11 protein-coding genes are annotated in these 13,805 nt (G+C 70.4%); 5 read left to right on the top strand and 6 right to left on the bottom strand.

The window, feature by feature from the left end; genetic code table 11:
• Positions 1 to 36 precede the first annotated feature (36 nt).
• Complete coding sequence (locus tag QHF85_RS27145; protein ID WP_281330232.1) at positions 37 to 570, top strand: tellurite resistance TerB family protein; 534 nt, start codon at positions 37 to 39, stop codon at positions 568 to 570.
• A 438-nt stretch (positions 571 to 1,008) separates the two neighbouring features.
• On the opposite strand, the gene QHF85_RS27150 is transcribed toward QHF85_RS27145, so the two are convergent.
• Together QHF85_RS27150 and QHF85_RS27155 are read right to left on the bottom strand one after the other, a co-directional pair.
• On the bottom strand, positions 1,009 to 4,419 hold the full coding sequence (locus QHF85_RS27150) for a prenyltransferase/squalene oxidase repeat-containing protein (protein ID WP_281330233.1): 3,411 nt from the start codon (positions 4,417 to 4,419) through the stop codon (positions 1,009 to 1,011).
• Positions 4,420 to 4,553: 134 nt separating this feature from the next.
• Positions 4,554 to 6,863 carry a squalene/phytoene synthase family protein gene (locus QHF85_RS27155; RefSeq protein ID WP_281330234.1) on the bottom strand — a complete coding sequence of 770 codons (2,310 nt, stop codon included), beginning with the start codon at positions 6,861 to 6,863 and terminating at the stop codon, positions 4,554 to 4,556.
• A gap of 304 nt (positions 6,864 to 7,167) precedes the next feature.
• Between QHF85_RS27155 and QHF85_RS27160 the strand changes: the two genes are divergently transcribed.
• On the top strand, positions 7,168 to 7,623 hold the full coding sequence (locus tag QHF85_RS27160; protein ID WP_281330235.1) for a hypothetical protein: 456 nt from the start codon (positions 7,168 to 7,170) through the stop codon (positions 7,621 to 7,623).
• A gap of 3 nt (positions 7,624 to 7,626) precedes the next feature.
• On the opposite strand, the gene QHF85_RS27165 is transcribed toward QHF85_RS27160, so the two are convergent.
• Positions 7,627 to 8,004 (bottom strand): sensory rhodopsin transducer, encoded by a 378-nt coding sequence (locus tag QHF85_RS27165; RefSeq protein WP_281330236.1) that lies wholly within the window; start codon positions 8,002 to 8,004, stop codon positions 7,627 to 7,629.
• A gap of 107 nt (positions 8,005 to 8,111) precedes the next feature.
• Here QHF85_RS27165 and QHF85_RS27170 point away from each other — a divergent pair, with 107 nt between their 5' ends.
• Positions 8,112 to 9,020, top strand: coding sequence for a hypothetical protein (locus QHF85_RS27170; RefSeq protein WP_281330237.1), 909 nt, complete (start codon positions 8,112 to 8,114; stop codon positions 9,018 to 9,020).
• A gap of 9 nt (positions 9,021 to 9,029) precedes the next feature.
• On the opposite strand, the gene QHF85_RS27175 is transcribed toward QHF85_RS27170, so the two are convergent.
• The 3 genes from QHF85_RS27175 to QHF85_RS27185 are packed head-to-tail and all read right to left on the bottom strand — an operon-like array spanning position 9,030 to position 11,834.
• Positions 9,030 to 9,956: a DUF4241 domain-containing protein gene (locus tag QHF85_RS27175; RefSeq protein WP_281330238.1), complete on the bottom strand. Its 927-nt coding sequence runs from the start codon at positions 9,954 to 9,956 to the stop codon at positions 9,030 to 9,032.
• Between the two features lie 40 nt (positions 9,957 to 9,996).
• Positions 9,997 to 10,848, bottom strand: coding sequence for a BtpA/SgcQ family protein (locus tag QHF85_RS27180; RefSeq protein WP_281330239.1), 852 nt, complete (start codon positions 10,846 to 10,848; stop codon positions 9,997 to 9,999).
• Positions 10,845 to 11,834: a carbohydrate kinase family protein gene (locus QHF85_RS27185; RefSeq protein ID WP_281330240.1), complete on the bottom strand. Its 990-nt coding sequence runs from the start codon at positions 11,832 to 11,834 to the stop codon at positions 10,845 to 10,847. The genes QHF85_RS27180 and QHF85_RS27185 overlap by 4 nt, the downstream gene beginning before the upstream one ends.
• Before the next feature lie 160 nt (positions 11,835 to 11,994).
• Between QHF85_RS27185 and QHF85_RS27190 the strand changes: the two genes are divergently transcribed.
• Positions 11,995 to 12,648, top strand: coding sequence for a glutathione S-transferase family protein (locus QHF85_RS27190; protein ID WP_281330241.1), 654 nt, complete (start codon positions 11,995 to 11,997; stop codon positions 12,646 to 12,648).
• Between the two features lie 66 nt (positions 12,649 to 12,714).
• Positions 12,715 to 13,794, top strand: coding sequence for a phosphotransferase family protein (locus QHF85_RS27195; protein WP_281330242.1), 1,080 nt, complete (start codon positions 12,715 to 12,717; stop codon positions 13,792 to 13,794).
• The last annotated feature ends 11 nt before the right edge of the window (positions 13,795 to 13,805 follow it).

The following is a 13,805-nucleotide window of genomic DNA, read 5'->3' on the forward strand; positions in this document are numbered from 1 at the left end:
TGCGAAGGTCGCTGCCCGAAAGAAAGGGAGGTCATCATGGCGGAAGTGAAGCGGCTGGGAAGCCTGGGGAACGTCGCAGCAGTGCAAGAGGCACTCTCGCAGGCAGAGGCCTACAAGGAAATGCTCGAGCGCGAGGCCGCCGCGAAGGCCGAAGCCGAAGCCCAGCACGCCGCCGCAGAGGCGCACATCGGCAGCCAGATCGGCGCCCTCGTCGAGGCCGCCTACCTGGTCGCATCCGCGGACGGCCGTTACACGAGCAGCGAATCCGAGCGTCTCGTCGATCGCGTCGGCGCACTCACGGAGAACAAGTTCGCCGCCGACCAGCTCGCCGCCATGGCCAACGAAGCCCAAGGCCGCGCCTCCGAAGGCATCGACGCCCGCGCCCACGCCATCGCCGAGATCCTCCCCGACCCGGAGCTCCGCCGCGCAACCCTGCTCGTCGCCTCCGCCGTCGCATGGCTCGACGGCGGCGTCGGCCAGAAGGAAGGCCTCGCACTCCAGTCCCTCGCCCGCGCCTTCGGCTTCTCGATCGACGAGCTGCACAAGATCATGAGCAAGGCCCACGGCTGAAGCGGTCTCATCGGGGAGGCGCCTCGCTGGGGCTTTGCCCCAGGCCCCACCGGGGCTATCCGCCCCTGGACCCGGACCAGCGCAAGCGCTGGACTCGTGGTCGATGAACTGCGCGATGCGCAGTTCATCGAACGGGCCAGGTCAAGACCACGGGCGATCCTGCCATCAAGACGGTTCGACCGGCAAGGCCCGTCGACGCGTGAAAAGACCTTCGTGGTCTTGCCATCGGCCTGTGGGAAGAACTGCGCATCGCGCAGTTCTTCCCCCTGAGGTCCAGGGCTGGCCCTGCTAAAGAGGGGGCAAACAGCTTGAAAAACCTTCCCCCGCATCGACTGCGCGAAGCGCAGTCGATGCCCAGAGGTCCAGGGCTGGCCCTGGTTCGGGTCGAGGGGCGAACAGCCCCCGCGGGGTCCGGGGCAGAGCCCCGGCGCGACGCCGTCAGCCGAACGCTGGCTCGAATGCGGTGGCGCGCTCGCGGCCCCAGACTTCGCGGCCGGCCCTGCGGGTCTCGTAGAGGCCGAGGGAGGCGACCGGGAAATAGCTCCGGTACAGCGTGTAATGGAGCAGCGCTGTGCGGAAGAAGATGCCGGCCGGCTCTTCCGTGGGCCACGTGCCGTCGTCGCGTTGGGCGGCGGCGAGGAAGCGCGCGCCGCGATCGATTGCGTCCCAGTCTGGGTCCTTTGCTTCGAGCAGCGCGGTGATGGCCCAGGCCGTCTGGATCACCTGGCTCCGGTCGTTTTCGCGGTATTGGCCGCGGATTGCGCTTTCGTGATGCTCGCCCCAGCCGCCGTCGGGGCGCTGCCGTGCTTTGAGCCACGCGCATGCTTTTCGGATGGCGTGGTCGTGTGGCGGCGCGCCGGCTGCGAGCAGGCCGCGCACGCCGAACATCGTGCCATAGATGAAGCACACGCCCCAGGCTGCTGGGAACGAGCCGTCTGCGCGCTGGAGGGCTCGCAGGCTCGCGGCGGCTCTGCGGATTGCGGTGTCGACCTCGCTCCGCAGGATCTCCGGGTGGTGCTTCTGGAATGCTGCGAGCGCTGCGATGCATGAGGCCGTGCATTCGACGTAGGCTGCTTCGCTCATCGAATCGCCGAACATCTCTGCGGGGTTCAGCCATTCGAGGGGCATCCTCGTCCGCCGCGCCTCGTAGCTGCCGAACGAGCCGTCCGGGTTTTGGCAGCGGAGCACGAACCGCGCTGCTGCTGCCATGTCCTCGGCCGAGGCCCGCGGGTGCGGTGATTCCAGCCGCGCGAGCATCGCTTCGGCCGTGCAATCGCTCACTGGCCAGCCGTGCCAGACGCCGGCGAAGCAATACCCGCCGCGTGGATCGAGCCGGTCGTGCGCTGCGGCGTCTCCGACGGCCTCGCGGATCTGTTGCTCCTCCAAGAATCGGTCCGCGCGCGTGAGCGCTTCGGAGACGTCCACGTGCTTCGAGGCGGCCACGAGCGCTTGGGCTGCGAAGGCCGTGTCCCAGGTCGCGCTGCGCGCTCCGGCGACGCGCAGGCCGTCGGTGTCGTCCTCCCAGATCCAGCCCTCGAATCGCTCCAGCGCGAGCATCGCGTCCGGGTCGTTGGGGTCGTTCATCCAGAGCGCCAGGATTCCGAGCAGCCCGCTCACGGGCGACAACGCCGTGTGCCCGCTCGCGCGCAGATCGTAACGCACCTCCTCGCGGAGCGCCGAGAGCAGGCCTGCGCGTGATTTCTGCGTGCGGACCCGATCGACGACCTCGAACGCTTGATACGCGAATTCGACGGCCAGGCTCGGCGGCGTCTGGAGCTCTGCCGCGCGCCGCTGCCGCCGCGCCGCTGCGAAATCGACTGCGCCAAACCCGCCGGGATACAGCTCGTCCTGGAGCGCCCGCGTGAGCGCCGTCTCGGGCGCGCTCCGCCGCGCGGCGACGAGCAGCGACATGCCGAGGTAGATGTACCGCGTGTGGCAATAGTACTTCGACGGGTGGAGCGCCCACGATCGGGGCAAGAGCCACGCCTCGGGCAAAATCTTCGGCACGCCCTCCCAGCCATAAAGACCACAGAGCGCGAGCCACACCTTGCCCCAGCTCGGGATCGCCGCCGCGCCGCCCTCGCTCCGGAGGAACGCGAGTCCCTTCGCGAGCATCGGGTCCTCCGCCGGCACGCCGAGCAGGCGCGCCGCCACGTACACGAGCGTCGTGACGAACAGGTAGGGCTGCGACAGCTCGTGCATGCCCCACGTTCCATCGGACAAACGCGTCCGCGCGAACTGGAGCAAGATCCGCTCGCGACGCACCGGATCGATCGGCAAGCCCATCACGTGGCACGCCATGACGTACTGGGCCGCGAGCATCGGGTTCCAGATGACCTCGCCCTCCCACGAGCCGTCCTCGGCCTGCTCGGCCACGAGCGCGCGCACGCCCCGCGCGAGCGCTGTCCGCGGCTCGAGCCGCGCCTTTCCGAGCCGCGTCGCGCGTTCGGCAGCCGGGTGCTCCAGCACCTCGGCCCGCCCGGCCGAAGCCTTCAGCGCCGCGCCGTATCGATCCTCGGCCGAGCGCGGGAAATCCCGCGTGGGCTCGGCCGGCGTGAGGTGGAGCGTCGCCCGCATGAGCCAGCGGATGCGCATGCCGAGCTCGCCCGCGACGCCCGCCGCGTGCCGCGGGTCGCGCCGCACCACGCCATCGCGCACGATCGCGCTCGACGCCCGGAGCAACGCCTTCAGGAACGATCCGCCGAAATGCAGCGGGTTCGTGTCCTCGCACGAGAGGAAGCCCATCGTGCGCATCCGCTCCGCGGGTTGCTCCCGCCAGAGATCGTAGATCCCGCTGCGAATCGCCGCCGTCTCGTCCGACGTGTCGGCGAAGACCTCGTAGAGCGCGACGGCGAGCATCTCCGGCGCGCGGCTCTGGATCGCGCGCTCGCGGCTGTAGGCGCGGAAGCTCTTCGCCTCCGCGAGCGCGATCGCGTCCTGGAAGCCGAGCGTCATGCCGAGCGCCGTGAGCGGGTGGTGGTGGCCCACCGCGTCGCCCACGAGCGCGAGCCCCTCGCGGCCGTAATCGACGCGCGGCCGGATCTGGTTCGTCGCCCATGAGATCTCGCCGGACTCGAGCACCTTGCGGAACGCGCCCCGCAGCGCCTCGGGCAGCACGGACGAGAACGCGTCCCAGAGCGTCGCCGCTTTGCTCCGCTGCACGCGCATCGAGAGGGGCACGTCGAGGCAGAGCCGCACGTGCCGATCGTCGAGCCGATACGCGAGCGCCGGCCCCGGACCGCCGAGGAACACGTGGCCGTGGCCTTCGAGCGGCATGCGCACGCCTTCGAGCAGGAGCCCCGCCATGCGCGAATACGTCGCTGCGCTCCGGTCGATCGAGAGCGCCGCGTGCGCCACGCCGCTCCGCCCGCTCGCGCCCACGACGAGCCCGGCGCGCACCGAGCGCGTCCCGCCGGCCTTTTGCTGGTACGAGAGCGTTTGCTGGACGATGTTCGTCGCGCGCGAGCCGGGCTGGTAGTCGATGAGCGCCTCGCCCATCACGCGCTCGCGCAGCCGCTCGACGAGCCGGACGTGCTCGATCGCGTGGCCGACGTTGCCGGCGCGATAAGGCAGCGCGATCGGATTCGTGCCGTCGTCGGGGTACAGGACGAACCCGCGCCCCGTCTCGTGCGTCGCGCCGGCCGGCAGATCCACGCCGATCCCGCGGAGGATCTCCACGGCGGGCGGGTGCAGCCATTCACCGGCGAGCCTCTCGACTGCGCGCGGGTTCGATTCGAGCAAAAGCACCTTCGCGCCTCGCTTCGCGAACGCGAGCGCCGACACGCATCCGACCGGACCTGCGCCGATCACGGCGATGTCGTAGTCGATCCCCTCTGCCTTCCCATTCATGCAGGACCTCGTTCGTCATTCACGGCCGCGGCGTTCGCCTGCGGCGCCCCTGAACTGGTCCCCCCCTGTCGAAACGAAGGCGGCCTGCGTGCCCAGACAAACCGGGCGTCGCAGGAGCCCCTGGTCTCACGCGATCACGGCCGCGTGACGTGCGCCCCGCGCGACGCGGGGCCCTCGGGCACGAGCGCCCGACGGAAGAAATCGGCGTATGCGTCGTACACTGCGCTCCGCACGCACGTGGGCACGAAGCCGAGCTCGCGCTCCGCCTTCGAGGTGTCCGCGCGCCGCGGCGAGGACGCGGGCGCGGGCGCGCCGGGCGGGCGTTCGCCCCCGAGCATCCGCGCCGCCGCGAGCTTGCGGGCGAGCGACGTCTGCGCGAGCAGAGCCGGCACGGCGAACGGCGGGCGGCGCCGCGCGCTCGCCTCCTCGAAGAACGAGAGCAGATCGTCGATCGAAACGAGCTCGGTCGTGATCACGTACTTCTGCCCTTTGCGCCCGCTCCGCATCGCGGCGACGTGCGCGTCCACCGCGTCGCGCGTCGACGTGAGCAGGAGCGCGCCACGCGCGAAGGCGCGGAGCTTCCCGTTCGCGTGATCGACGAGCGCCCGCCCGATCGCGCTCGGCCGCTCGTCGAATGGACCGACCAGCGTCGTCGGCGCGACCACGACCACGTCGAGCCCGTCCGCCACGGCCTTCAAGCACTCGTGTTCCGCGAGCGCCTTCGTCCGCGCGTGTGGCGAGTGCGCGGAGAACGGGTCGAGCGGCGTCGTCTCGTCGATCGCCGCGCCGCGCGCGTCGTCGTACTGCACGGCGTCGAGCGAGCTCGTCACGACGACCCGCCGCACGCCCGCCTCGCGGCACGCGCCGAGCAGCGCGCGTGTCCCGAGCACGTTCGTCTCGAAAAACGCCCGCTCGTCGCCCTCGGCCACCAGGGCCGCCGCGTGATAGACCTCCGCGACGCCGCGCGTCGCCGCGCCGAGCACGTCCGCGTCCCGCACGTCGCAGGTCACGACCTCGACGGGCAACCCCGCGAGCGCCGCCGCGCCGCGCGCGCTCCGCACGAGCACGCGGACGTCCTTGCCCTCGGCGACGAGGCGCCGGACGAGGTTTTGCCCGAGGTGCCCCGCGCCGCCCGTGACGAGCACGCGCCCCTCGCGGGTTCGCGCGTCATTCCGAGAGGCCTCGTTGCCCGATTTCTTCGCGTCCGCGCCGCCGCGGATCACCGTCATCGACGCGCGCCGCTCCGGCGGCACCGGCGGCCTCCGCGCGCGGAGCAGAGGCATCGTTGCGCGCCCCGTGCCGCCCGCGGGCGCGCTCGGACCGGCCTCCGCTGCGCGGGCGAACAAGGCCGTCAGCGCAGCGTCGCTCTCGGCCGCGCGCCGGGCGCCGGCGAGCACCTCGGCCACGAGGCGCTTGTTGATCTTCGGCTCGCGCCCGCGGACGAGCGTGTCTTCGCCCCGCTCCACCTCGCGCAGCGTGGCGATCGCCAGCGCGAGCGGCACCGCGCAGAATGCGCGCACCTCCGCGCCCTCGCGGCCGGGCCAGCAAAGCGTGTACTCCGTCGCGGCGTCGAGGTGCCCTCGCGCGATCGCGCACACCTCGGACACGGCCGCGAGGCCGCCCGCGCGCGCCTCGGGCGAGAGCAGTACGTCGCGACGAACCCCGTGCCGGGCGAGCACGTCTTCCGGCAGGAAACATGCGCCGCGGTCGAGATCCTCGGCGACGTCTTTCAGCACGTTCACCATCTGCAGGCCGAGGCCGAACCGCGTCGCGCGGCTCCGCGCCGCCGCGCGGACCTCCTCGCTCGCGCCGGGCACGGTGCGCTCGAAGAGCGACGTCAGCAGCTCGCCCACCGTGCCGGCCACGAAATAACAATATCGTTCGAGATCGGCCACGTCGCGGATGCGCGTCTTTCCTTCGGCGTCCGCGCGCCCCGCGTACTCGCGCATCCCCCGGCTCATCTCGAGCACCCACGGCCGGATCGCCTCCTGATCGGCCGCGGGTAGACCACGGAACACGCGAAACACCGCGCCCGCGCCCTTGCAGAGCGCGCGATCGGCCTCGGCCATCCCGACGGCCTCGTCCGCGAATCGGGCCTCGAATTCCGTCAAAGACCCCGCCTCGCCCCGCATGAGCGCGTCGAACGCGTCGAAGAGCGAAACGCGGGTCTCGGGCGCGATCGGATTCGCGTCCTCGATGCTGTCGACGACCCGGCAGAGGAGATACGCGGCGCAGAGGGAATCGGAGAGCCCCTCGGGGAGCGACAGGATCGACAGCGCGAACGTCCGGGAGACGCGCGGCAGCGTCCGCACGCAGAAATCGCGATCGGCGACTCTCTGCGCGGCGAGCGCCTCCAGCGCGGCGGCCATCGCCTCGCTCCCCTCCTCGGACAAACCAATCCGCAGCCCCGCGTCGCGGAGCCCAGAAACGTCATGCCTCGCCATTCCGTGCCGCTCCCTTACCGCCGGCGCCTCGTGGTCTCGGCTGTCAACGAAGTAATCGAAGAATCAATGCCCAGTGTTTGTGTACTGCATTGCCGACATGACCGTTCAGGCCGATCGTCCGACTTTGCAGCGAGGCCGTACATGGCGCATGGAGGGCAATCGTGTCAAGGGGCGCTCGCCCACGTTCGCTTGCTTTTTCTTGCTGAGGCGGCGGAGCGCGAAGCCTTTTTCGCATCGACCGTGCCTTCCCGGCACGGCGTTCCGCCCATGCGCTCTCGCCCGACCATTGCATGCGTGGACGGACATGAGCACGACGAGAGCCTTGCTCGGGGCTGCGCTCGTCGCCTCGCTCGCCTCCTGCGAGCGCGACGCGCGCACCATTTCCAGCTCCAGCGAGCTCCGAGGCGCGCGCCCGCTCGCCGCGGCGCTCGTCCCGGTCCAGGCGGAGGAAGAATCGTTCCCCGCCCTCGGCTGCTACGAGCGCGCTCGCGAGCGAACGCTGCTCTCGCAGAACGACGCGTATCTCCTGTGCCTCGGCGCGACGTCCGACGCGCCGATCGCCTGCTACGAGCGGGCCTCGGCCGGGCTCCTGCTCTCCGTGCAAGCGATAGAGCTCTGCCGCTGCGCCGACTCGCTCGCGCCGATCGCGTGTTATGAGCGCGCCGCGCGGCAAACCACGCTCACGCAGCCCGCCATCCTCGCGCTTTGCAGCGCGACCGCGATGCAGCGGCTCTACCCGAATTGCACGCCCGTACGCTGAGGCTCACATCCCGCAGCGCTCGAAGTGGGCGATCGTCGTCATCGCGCCCCCGCCCCCGGCGGAGACGCGCGTGTATTGCACGACGATCGGCACGTCCGACTCGATCACGCTCGCGAAATCCGTGCCGAGCGGCAACGGCTCCGGGCCTTCGAGATCCTGCCAGCGGACGCGCCGGCTCCGTTCGGGCAAGAGCGTGAGGCGGTAGGGCCCGGCCGGCACACGATGCTCGAAGTACACCATGATCTCCACGTGCGCCTCGTGCGCGGAGGCATTGAGCAACCAGAGCACGTCGTTCCCGGTGTCCGGCTCCGCGCCGTCCGCTCGCTTCGCCACGTGCCCCTCTGCGACCGACCACCGTTTGCACCCCGCCGGCTTGCTCATCCGAGTCCCCCTCGTCCGGGCGCTCCCGCCCGCGAGGGGCCGCGTGCAGCGCCCGTGCCCGAGCGCCGCATTCCCTTCGCCCGCGCTTGCCTGTATGCTGCGTGCGAATGTTCGTCCGCGTTGGGTTCCTCGTCCTCTCGCTCGTGCTCGGGCTCGGTTGTCGGGACGAAAGCGCGTCCCCGACGAAGGACCCGGAGGCCGCGCCCTCCGCGCCCCCGTCCGCGAGCGTGGCCGCCGCGCCGCCCGTCGCCGCGCCTCCGCCCGCCGCGCCGAGCCTCCCCGCGCTTCCCTCCCGCAAAGTGGCGAGCAAGACGCTCACGGACGGCAGCCTCCTCGGCGAGTTTTCCTTCGAGCGCGCGGCGGGCGACGAGGGCATGACCTGGCTCGCCGCCGAGGAGGCCTGCGTCGCCGCGGGAAAACACCTCTGCACGGCCACGCAATGGCAAGCCGCCTGCGAGGCCGATCCGGCCATCGCCGCCGTCGAGACCTGGACTCTCACGCCCGAGCGCGACGCGGGGTTTTTCGTACGCGGTGGGGGGCCGGGGTGTGGCCGAAAAACCGTCGCCCCCGGGGCGCAGGCGAGCCCCTTCCGCGCCGGGGCCTGCTGCTCGCCCGCGCTCGCCGCGGCGGGCCGCGACATTCAGCCGGCCATGCTCCGGGCCATGGCGAAGAACGTCCTCGACCTCGAACGGACCTTCAATGCGCGCCGCGCCTCCGCGCTCGCGGGCTTCTTCGACGAGCGCGTGCGGGTCTTCCTCAAGGAAAAATCGCGCGCCGAGGCGGTCGCCATTTTCGAGCACGAGTTTGGCAAGTACGAAGATTACGCGGCCGTGCACGAGCTCTGCGATTTCTCGGTCGCCGCGGACGACCAGACCTACACCGCCGATTGTCGCAAGATCTCGCGATTCGGCGGCAAGGTCGGCCACGTGCTGACGCGGTACGTCTTCGTGGCCGGCGCGGGCAAACTGCGCTCGATCACCGATCCGGCCGTGTACCGCGCATTCGCCGAGCCGTAGCCGGCGTTCTCAACCGTCCGGCCAGCGCACGTCCGGAAACCTCTTTTCCGAGAGGCCGATCACCGACACGATTTCCACCACCGCGCCGCTCGCGTCGATCCCCCAGTACGTCGGGACCACCTGATCCCCGCCGAGCCCGAACGCGACGATGTTTCCGACGGTCCCTTTCCATTCGGCATGACCGAGGCTCCCGCCTACCGCGCCGCGGGTCGCCTTGAGCGCCTGCATGAGCTCGCCGCTGTTTCGCTCGGCGCGGTCATCCTTCAGGTGTTCCTGGTACACGATGCCATTGCGCACGGACGTTCGTACCGGAGCCGGCGGCGTGTATTCGGCGAACACGCTCGCATCCATGAAGCAGCCCGTCGCGGCGTCGGACGGATACCCCGTGCGCGCGCCGGGGCGAGACGGCGTGGGTTTCTCTCCCGCGACCGCCGCCGTCTCCCATCGCGTCGGGCGGCCGGGGCCGAAGACGACACGCGCGAGGAGCAATTCATTCACACGGCCTCGCTCGTCGTCCTGGAGCAGCAGTTCGACGGGATAACGCCCCGGCGGGACGGCGCGCACGAGCACGTGATTCGCCGAGAGGTTCGCGAGCGGATCGCCCGCCATGAGTTTTCCCGTCGGCACGACGAGCATCCCGAGGCCCAGGCGGCGCGTGGGCACGGCGTCGAGCTCCTCGGTCTCCTCGTCGCGCATACGCAGCAGCGCGCCCGTGAAGAGGTCGTGAAAATCGATCTGTGACGGCGCAGGAGCACTCGCCTTCGGGCGCTCCTCGGGCGCCGAGGCATTGCCCAGAGGCGGGGGCACCGCGGTCACGGCCGGCGACGTTTCCCGAGGCGTGGGCGTGGACGAACGATTGCACCCGACGAGCGGGAGCAGCACCGCAGCGGCGGCGAGGGACAGGGCCTTCGGGGCGGGGCGTTGGCGGGAGGTCACGGCGCGCGAGGGTAGCTTGGAATGCGGGGACGCGCTCGTATCAACCGGCGGCTCGCGCGGCGCGTACGAATCTGCGCACGCGCTCGGGATCGACGGGCTCCTCGATGCGCCCGCCCTCCTTGATGCTCGACCCGACGATCACACCGTCGGCCGCGCCGAGAAATGCGGTCACGTTCTCCTCGGTCGCGCCGCTGCCGATGAGCACAGGCGAATCCCCGGCGAGCGCCTTGGCCTCCCGCACCTTCGCGAGATCCGGCGCGTCGCCCGTCATTTTCCCGGACACGATGAGGGCGTCGGCCCCGGAAAAACGCGTCCATTCGATGTGCGTCGCGAGATCGATCCCGGGGAATCGCACCGAGTGTTTCTTGTCGACGTCGGCGAACAGCTTGATGTGCTCGGCGCCGAGCTCCTTGCGCCGCCGCAAGAGCTCTGCCGCGCATCCCTCGTCCCATGAGCCCGCCTCCCACACACCCGCGCCGGCGAGCATGCACACCCGGACGAACTTCGCGCCCGCGGCGATCGCGATTCCGAGCAGCGCGACGCCGCCGTTGTGCACGAGGTTGATGCCGAGCGGCAAGGGCACGGCTTGCCCCACGGCCCGCGCCACGACCGCGTGCGCCGCGATGCTCTCGGGCGCGATATGGGATCCCGCGCGAAACGGGATGTCCCACATGTTCTCGACGATGATGCCGTCCACGCCGCCCTCCGCGAGCGCGCGGGCGTCGCGGATTGCGTTCTCCAGGATGACATCCATCCCGTAGCCCGAATACCCCGGTGCGCCGGGCAGCGGCCAGCAATGCACCATTCCGAGGACGGGTTTTTTCGTGCCGAAGAGATCCCCGAGATCCCGGAGCTTGAGCGCGTCGAGGCGCGCCTTCCACGGAGGCGTCATGTCTCTCTCCCGATCGTTGGTTTGTCATCCGTGAAGAATGCAGCGAGCTCGGCTTCGTGCTTGGCGAGAACCTCGACGAGATCCTCCTGGTTCGGCAGCGACGTCGCTGCCCCGAACCGGCTCACGATGTGCGCGCCTGCGGCGTTGCCCAGCCTGCACGCGTCTTCGAGGGAGGCGCCGCGGCGCCACGCGTAAAGGAATGCCGCGACGAACCCGTCTCCGGCGCCGGTTGTGTCGCGCACTCTGGCGCGATAGGCATGCAGGAACGTTCGGGTGGACCCCTTGGCCACGACGGCGCCCTTGCCGCCGAGCTTGCCCACCACGAGCGGCGCGCCCGCCGCGAGGAGCGCCACGATGGCGGCTTCGCAGGCGGTGGCAAGGCGGTCCTCCGGGGCGAGCGCGCCGAGCTCGCTCTTGTTGCCGAAGAACACCGCAAACCGCGGGGCGAGCGCGAAAAGCTCCTCGGGCCGGGCGCGGACGAGCGGCAAGCAAATGTCGATCGAAATGGGAATCTCGCGGCGATTCGCTTCCTCCATCAGCGCGAGCGTCGTCATCCACTGCTCGCCTTCGAGGAGCGCGTGCCCCGCCACGTGCAGGTGCACGACGTCCTGGAACACGGCCGCGAAATCAGGACACGCGACCGCGGCGTTCGCGCCGCGAAAGCTCAGGAACGTCCGCTCGCCGCTCGGGGAAATGGCCACGAAGCAATGTCCGGTGGCCTGCGTGGGGTGTGTCTCGACGAACGCGAGATCCACGCCCGCTTCCCGCGCGGCCCGGAGCGCGATGTCCGCCCCGGGATCCCGCCCGACCGCCGTGACCAGCCGCGCGCGCGCGCCGAGCTTCGCGAGCGCCGTCGCCACGTTCGCGCCCGAACCGCCGCTGCCGTATCCGAGCTCGGTCATCGGCACGTCGTCGCCCTCGCTCGGGAAACGCGCGAGCGTGCTCGAGAGGTCTGCGTTGGCGTCGCCGACGACGAGAAAAACCATGCGGCGGCGAGCCTAGCGCGGAACGGATCCCCCGACCATCCCGTTCAAACCCGCGAACATCCGCGTGGTTTTTGCGACCCCCTTCCCACGGAGCCCGCATCCGATCCATCCTCCCGTCCCGGCTCTGACCTGCAGCCCAACCAAAGAGGGATTTCGACGCATGAAGCTCTGCGGCTTTCGCATCAGCAACTACCACAACAAGGTCCGCCTCGCGCTCCTCGAGAAGGGCATCCCGCACGAGGAGGATCCGAGCTGTTTTCCCTCCCAGGATGCCGCGTATCTCGCGCGATCCCCCATGGGCCGCGTGCCCTTCCTGGAGACGCCGCACGGGGTGATCTGCGAGTCGCAGGTGATCTGCGAGTACCTGGAGGAGGCGTACCCGGACAACCCCCTTTATCCGCGCGATCCGTTCGCCCGCGCCAAGGTCCGCGAGCTCATCCAGGTCTTCGAGCTCAACGTCGAGCTCGTCGCGCGCCGCACCTACCCCGCCGCGTTCATGGGCGCCCCGCTCTCCGACGAGGCCAAGGCCGCGATCAAGGCTGATCTCGCCAAGGGCGTCCGCGCCTTCTTGCAGCTCGCGAAGTTCGATCCGTTCCTCGCCGGCGCCGAGTTCACTCTGGCCGACTGCGCGGCGGCCATGCACTTCCCGCTCATCGCGGCGGGGACCCAGCGCGTGTTCGGCGCGGACATCTTCGCCGACGTGCCCCAGGTCGCGGCGTACGTCGAGCGGATCGTCCAGCGGCCGCACGTCGCGCGCGTCCTCGCCGACAGCCGCGAGGCGTTCGCGCAACTCATGGCGAGCCGCCGCGGCTGACCCCCCCGCGCCGCTTGTCTTTCCAATCGACGACGGCGGGGGCGTTCGTGTTATAAGCCCCTCGCCATGCCCCTCGTGCCGCCGAAGAGCGCCCGCCCTCCGCGTGAAGCCCACCGCATCGACGAAGCCTCGCTCGCGCGCTGGCTCGCGGCGAACGTGGAAGCTTGTCGCGGCGGCGGCGCCGTCACCGCGCTCCAGTTCCAGGGCGGCCAGTCGAACCCCACGTACTGGATCGGTTTTTCGGGGCCCGAGGGCGACATGGAGCTCGTCCTGCGCAAGAAGCCGCCGGGGGAGCTTTTGCCCTCGGCGCACGCGGTCGAGCGTGAATACCGCGTCATGCGCGCGCTCGCCGGCTCGGACGTGCCCGTGCCCGAGACCCTCGCGCTCTGCGAGGATCCGGCCGTGATCGGCACGCCGTTTTTCGTCATGCGCCACGTCCCGGGCAGGATCTTCTGGGATCCGCAGCTCCCGGGGACGAGCGGCCCGGACGAACGCCGGGCGATCTACGACGACCTCGTCCGCGCCCTCGCCGCGCTCCACCGTGTGGAGTATGCCACGGTCGGCCTCGGCGATTATGGCAAGGTCGGAGGGTTCGTCCCGCGCCAGGTGCAGCGCTGGTCGCGCCAGTACGAGGCCTCGCGCACGGGCGACGTGCCCGCGATGGAGGCGCTCATGGCCTTCCTCGGCAAGAGCGCGCCAAAGCACGACGAGACCACGCTCGTCCACGGCGACTATCGCATCGACAACGTGATCTTCGCGGCGAACGAGCCTCGCGCGCTCGCGATCATCGACTGGGAGCTCTCGACGCTCGGGCATCCGGTGAGTGATCTCGCGTATCTGTGCATGGGGTATCACCTGGCGCTCCCGGGGCGCGGCAGCCTCGTCGGCGCGGATTTCGGGGCGCTCGGCATTCCCGACGAGAAGGGGATCGTCGAGATGTATTGCAAGCTCACGGGCCGGGGCGAGATCGAGGACTGGCCTTATTTCATGGCGTTCGGCATTTTCCGCCTGGCGGCGATCGCGCAGGGCGTCTACAAGCGGAGCCTGCAAGGCAACGCGAGCTCCGAGAGCGCGGGCGCGTTCGGGGCCGCGGTCTTCGCGCTGGCCGATCTCGGGTGCAACATCGCCGGGGTTCGCCCGGGCTGATCATCATGGAA

Origin of the sequence: Polyangium sp. 6x1 (genome assembly GCF_029946515.1) — a bacterium.
GTDB lineage: Bacteria > Myxococcota_A > Polyangia > Polyangiales > Polyangiaceae > Polyangium.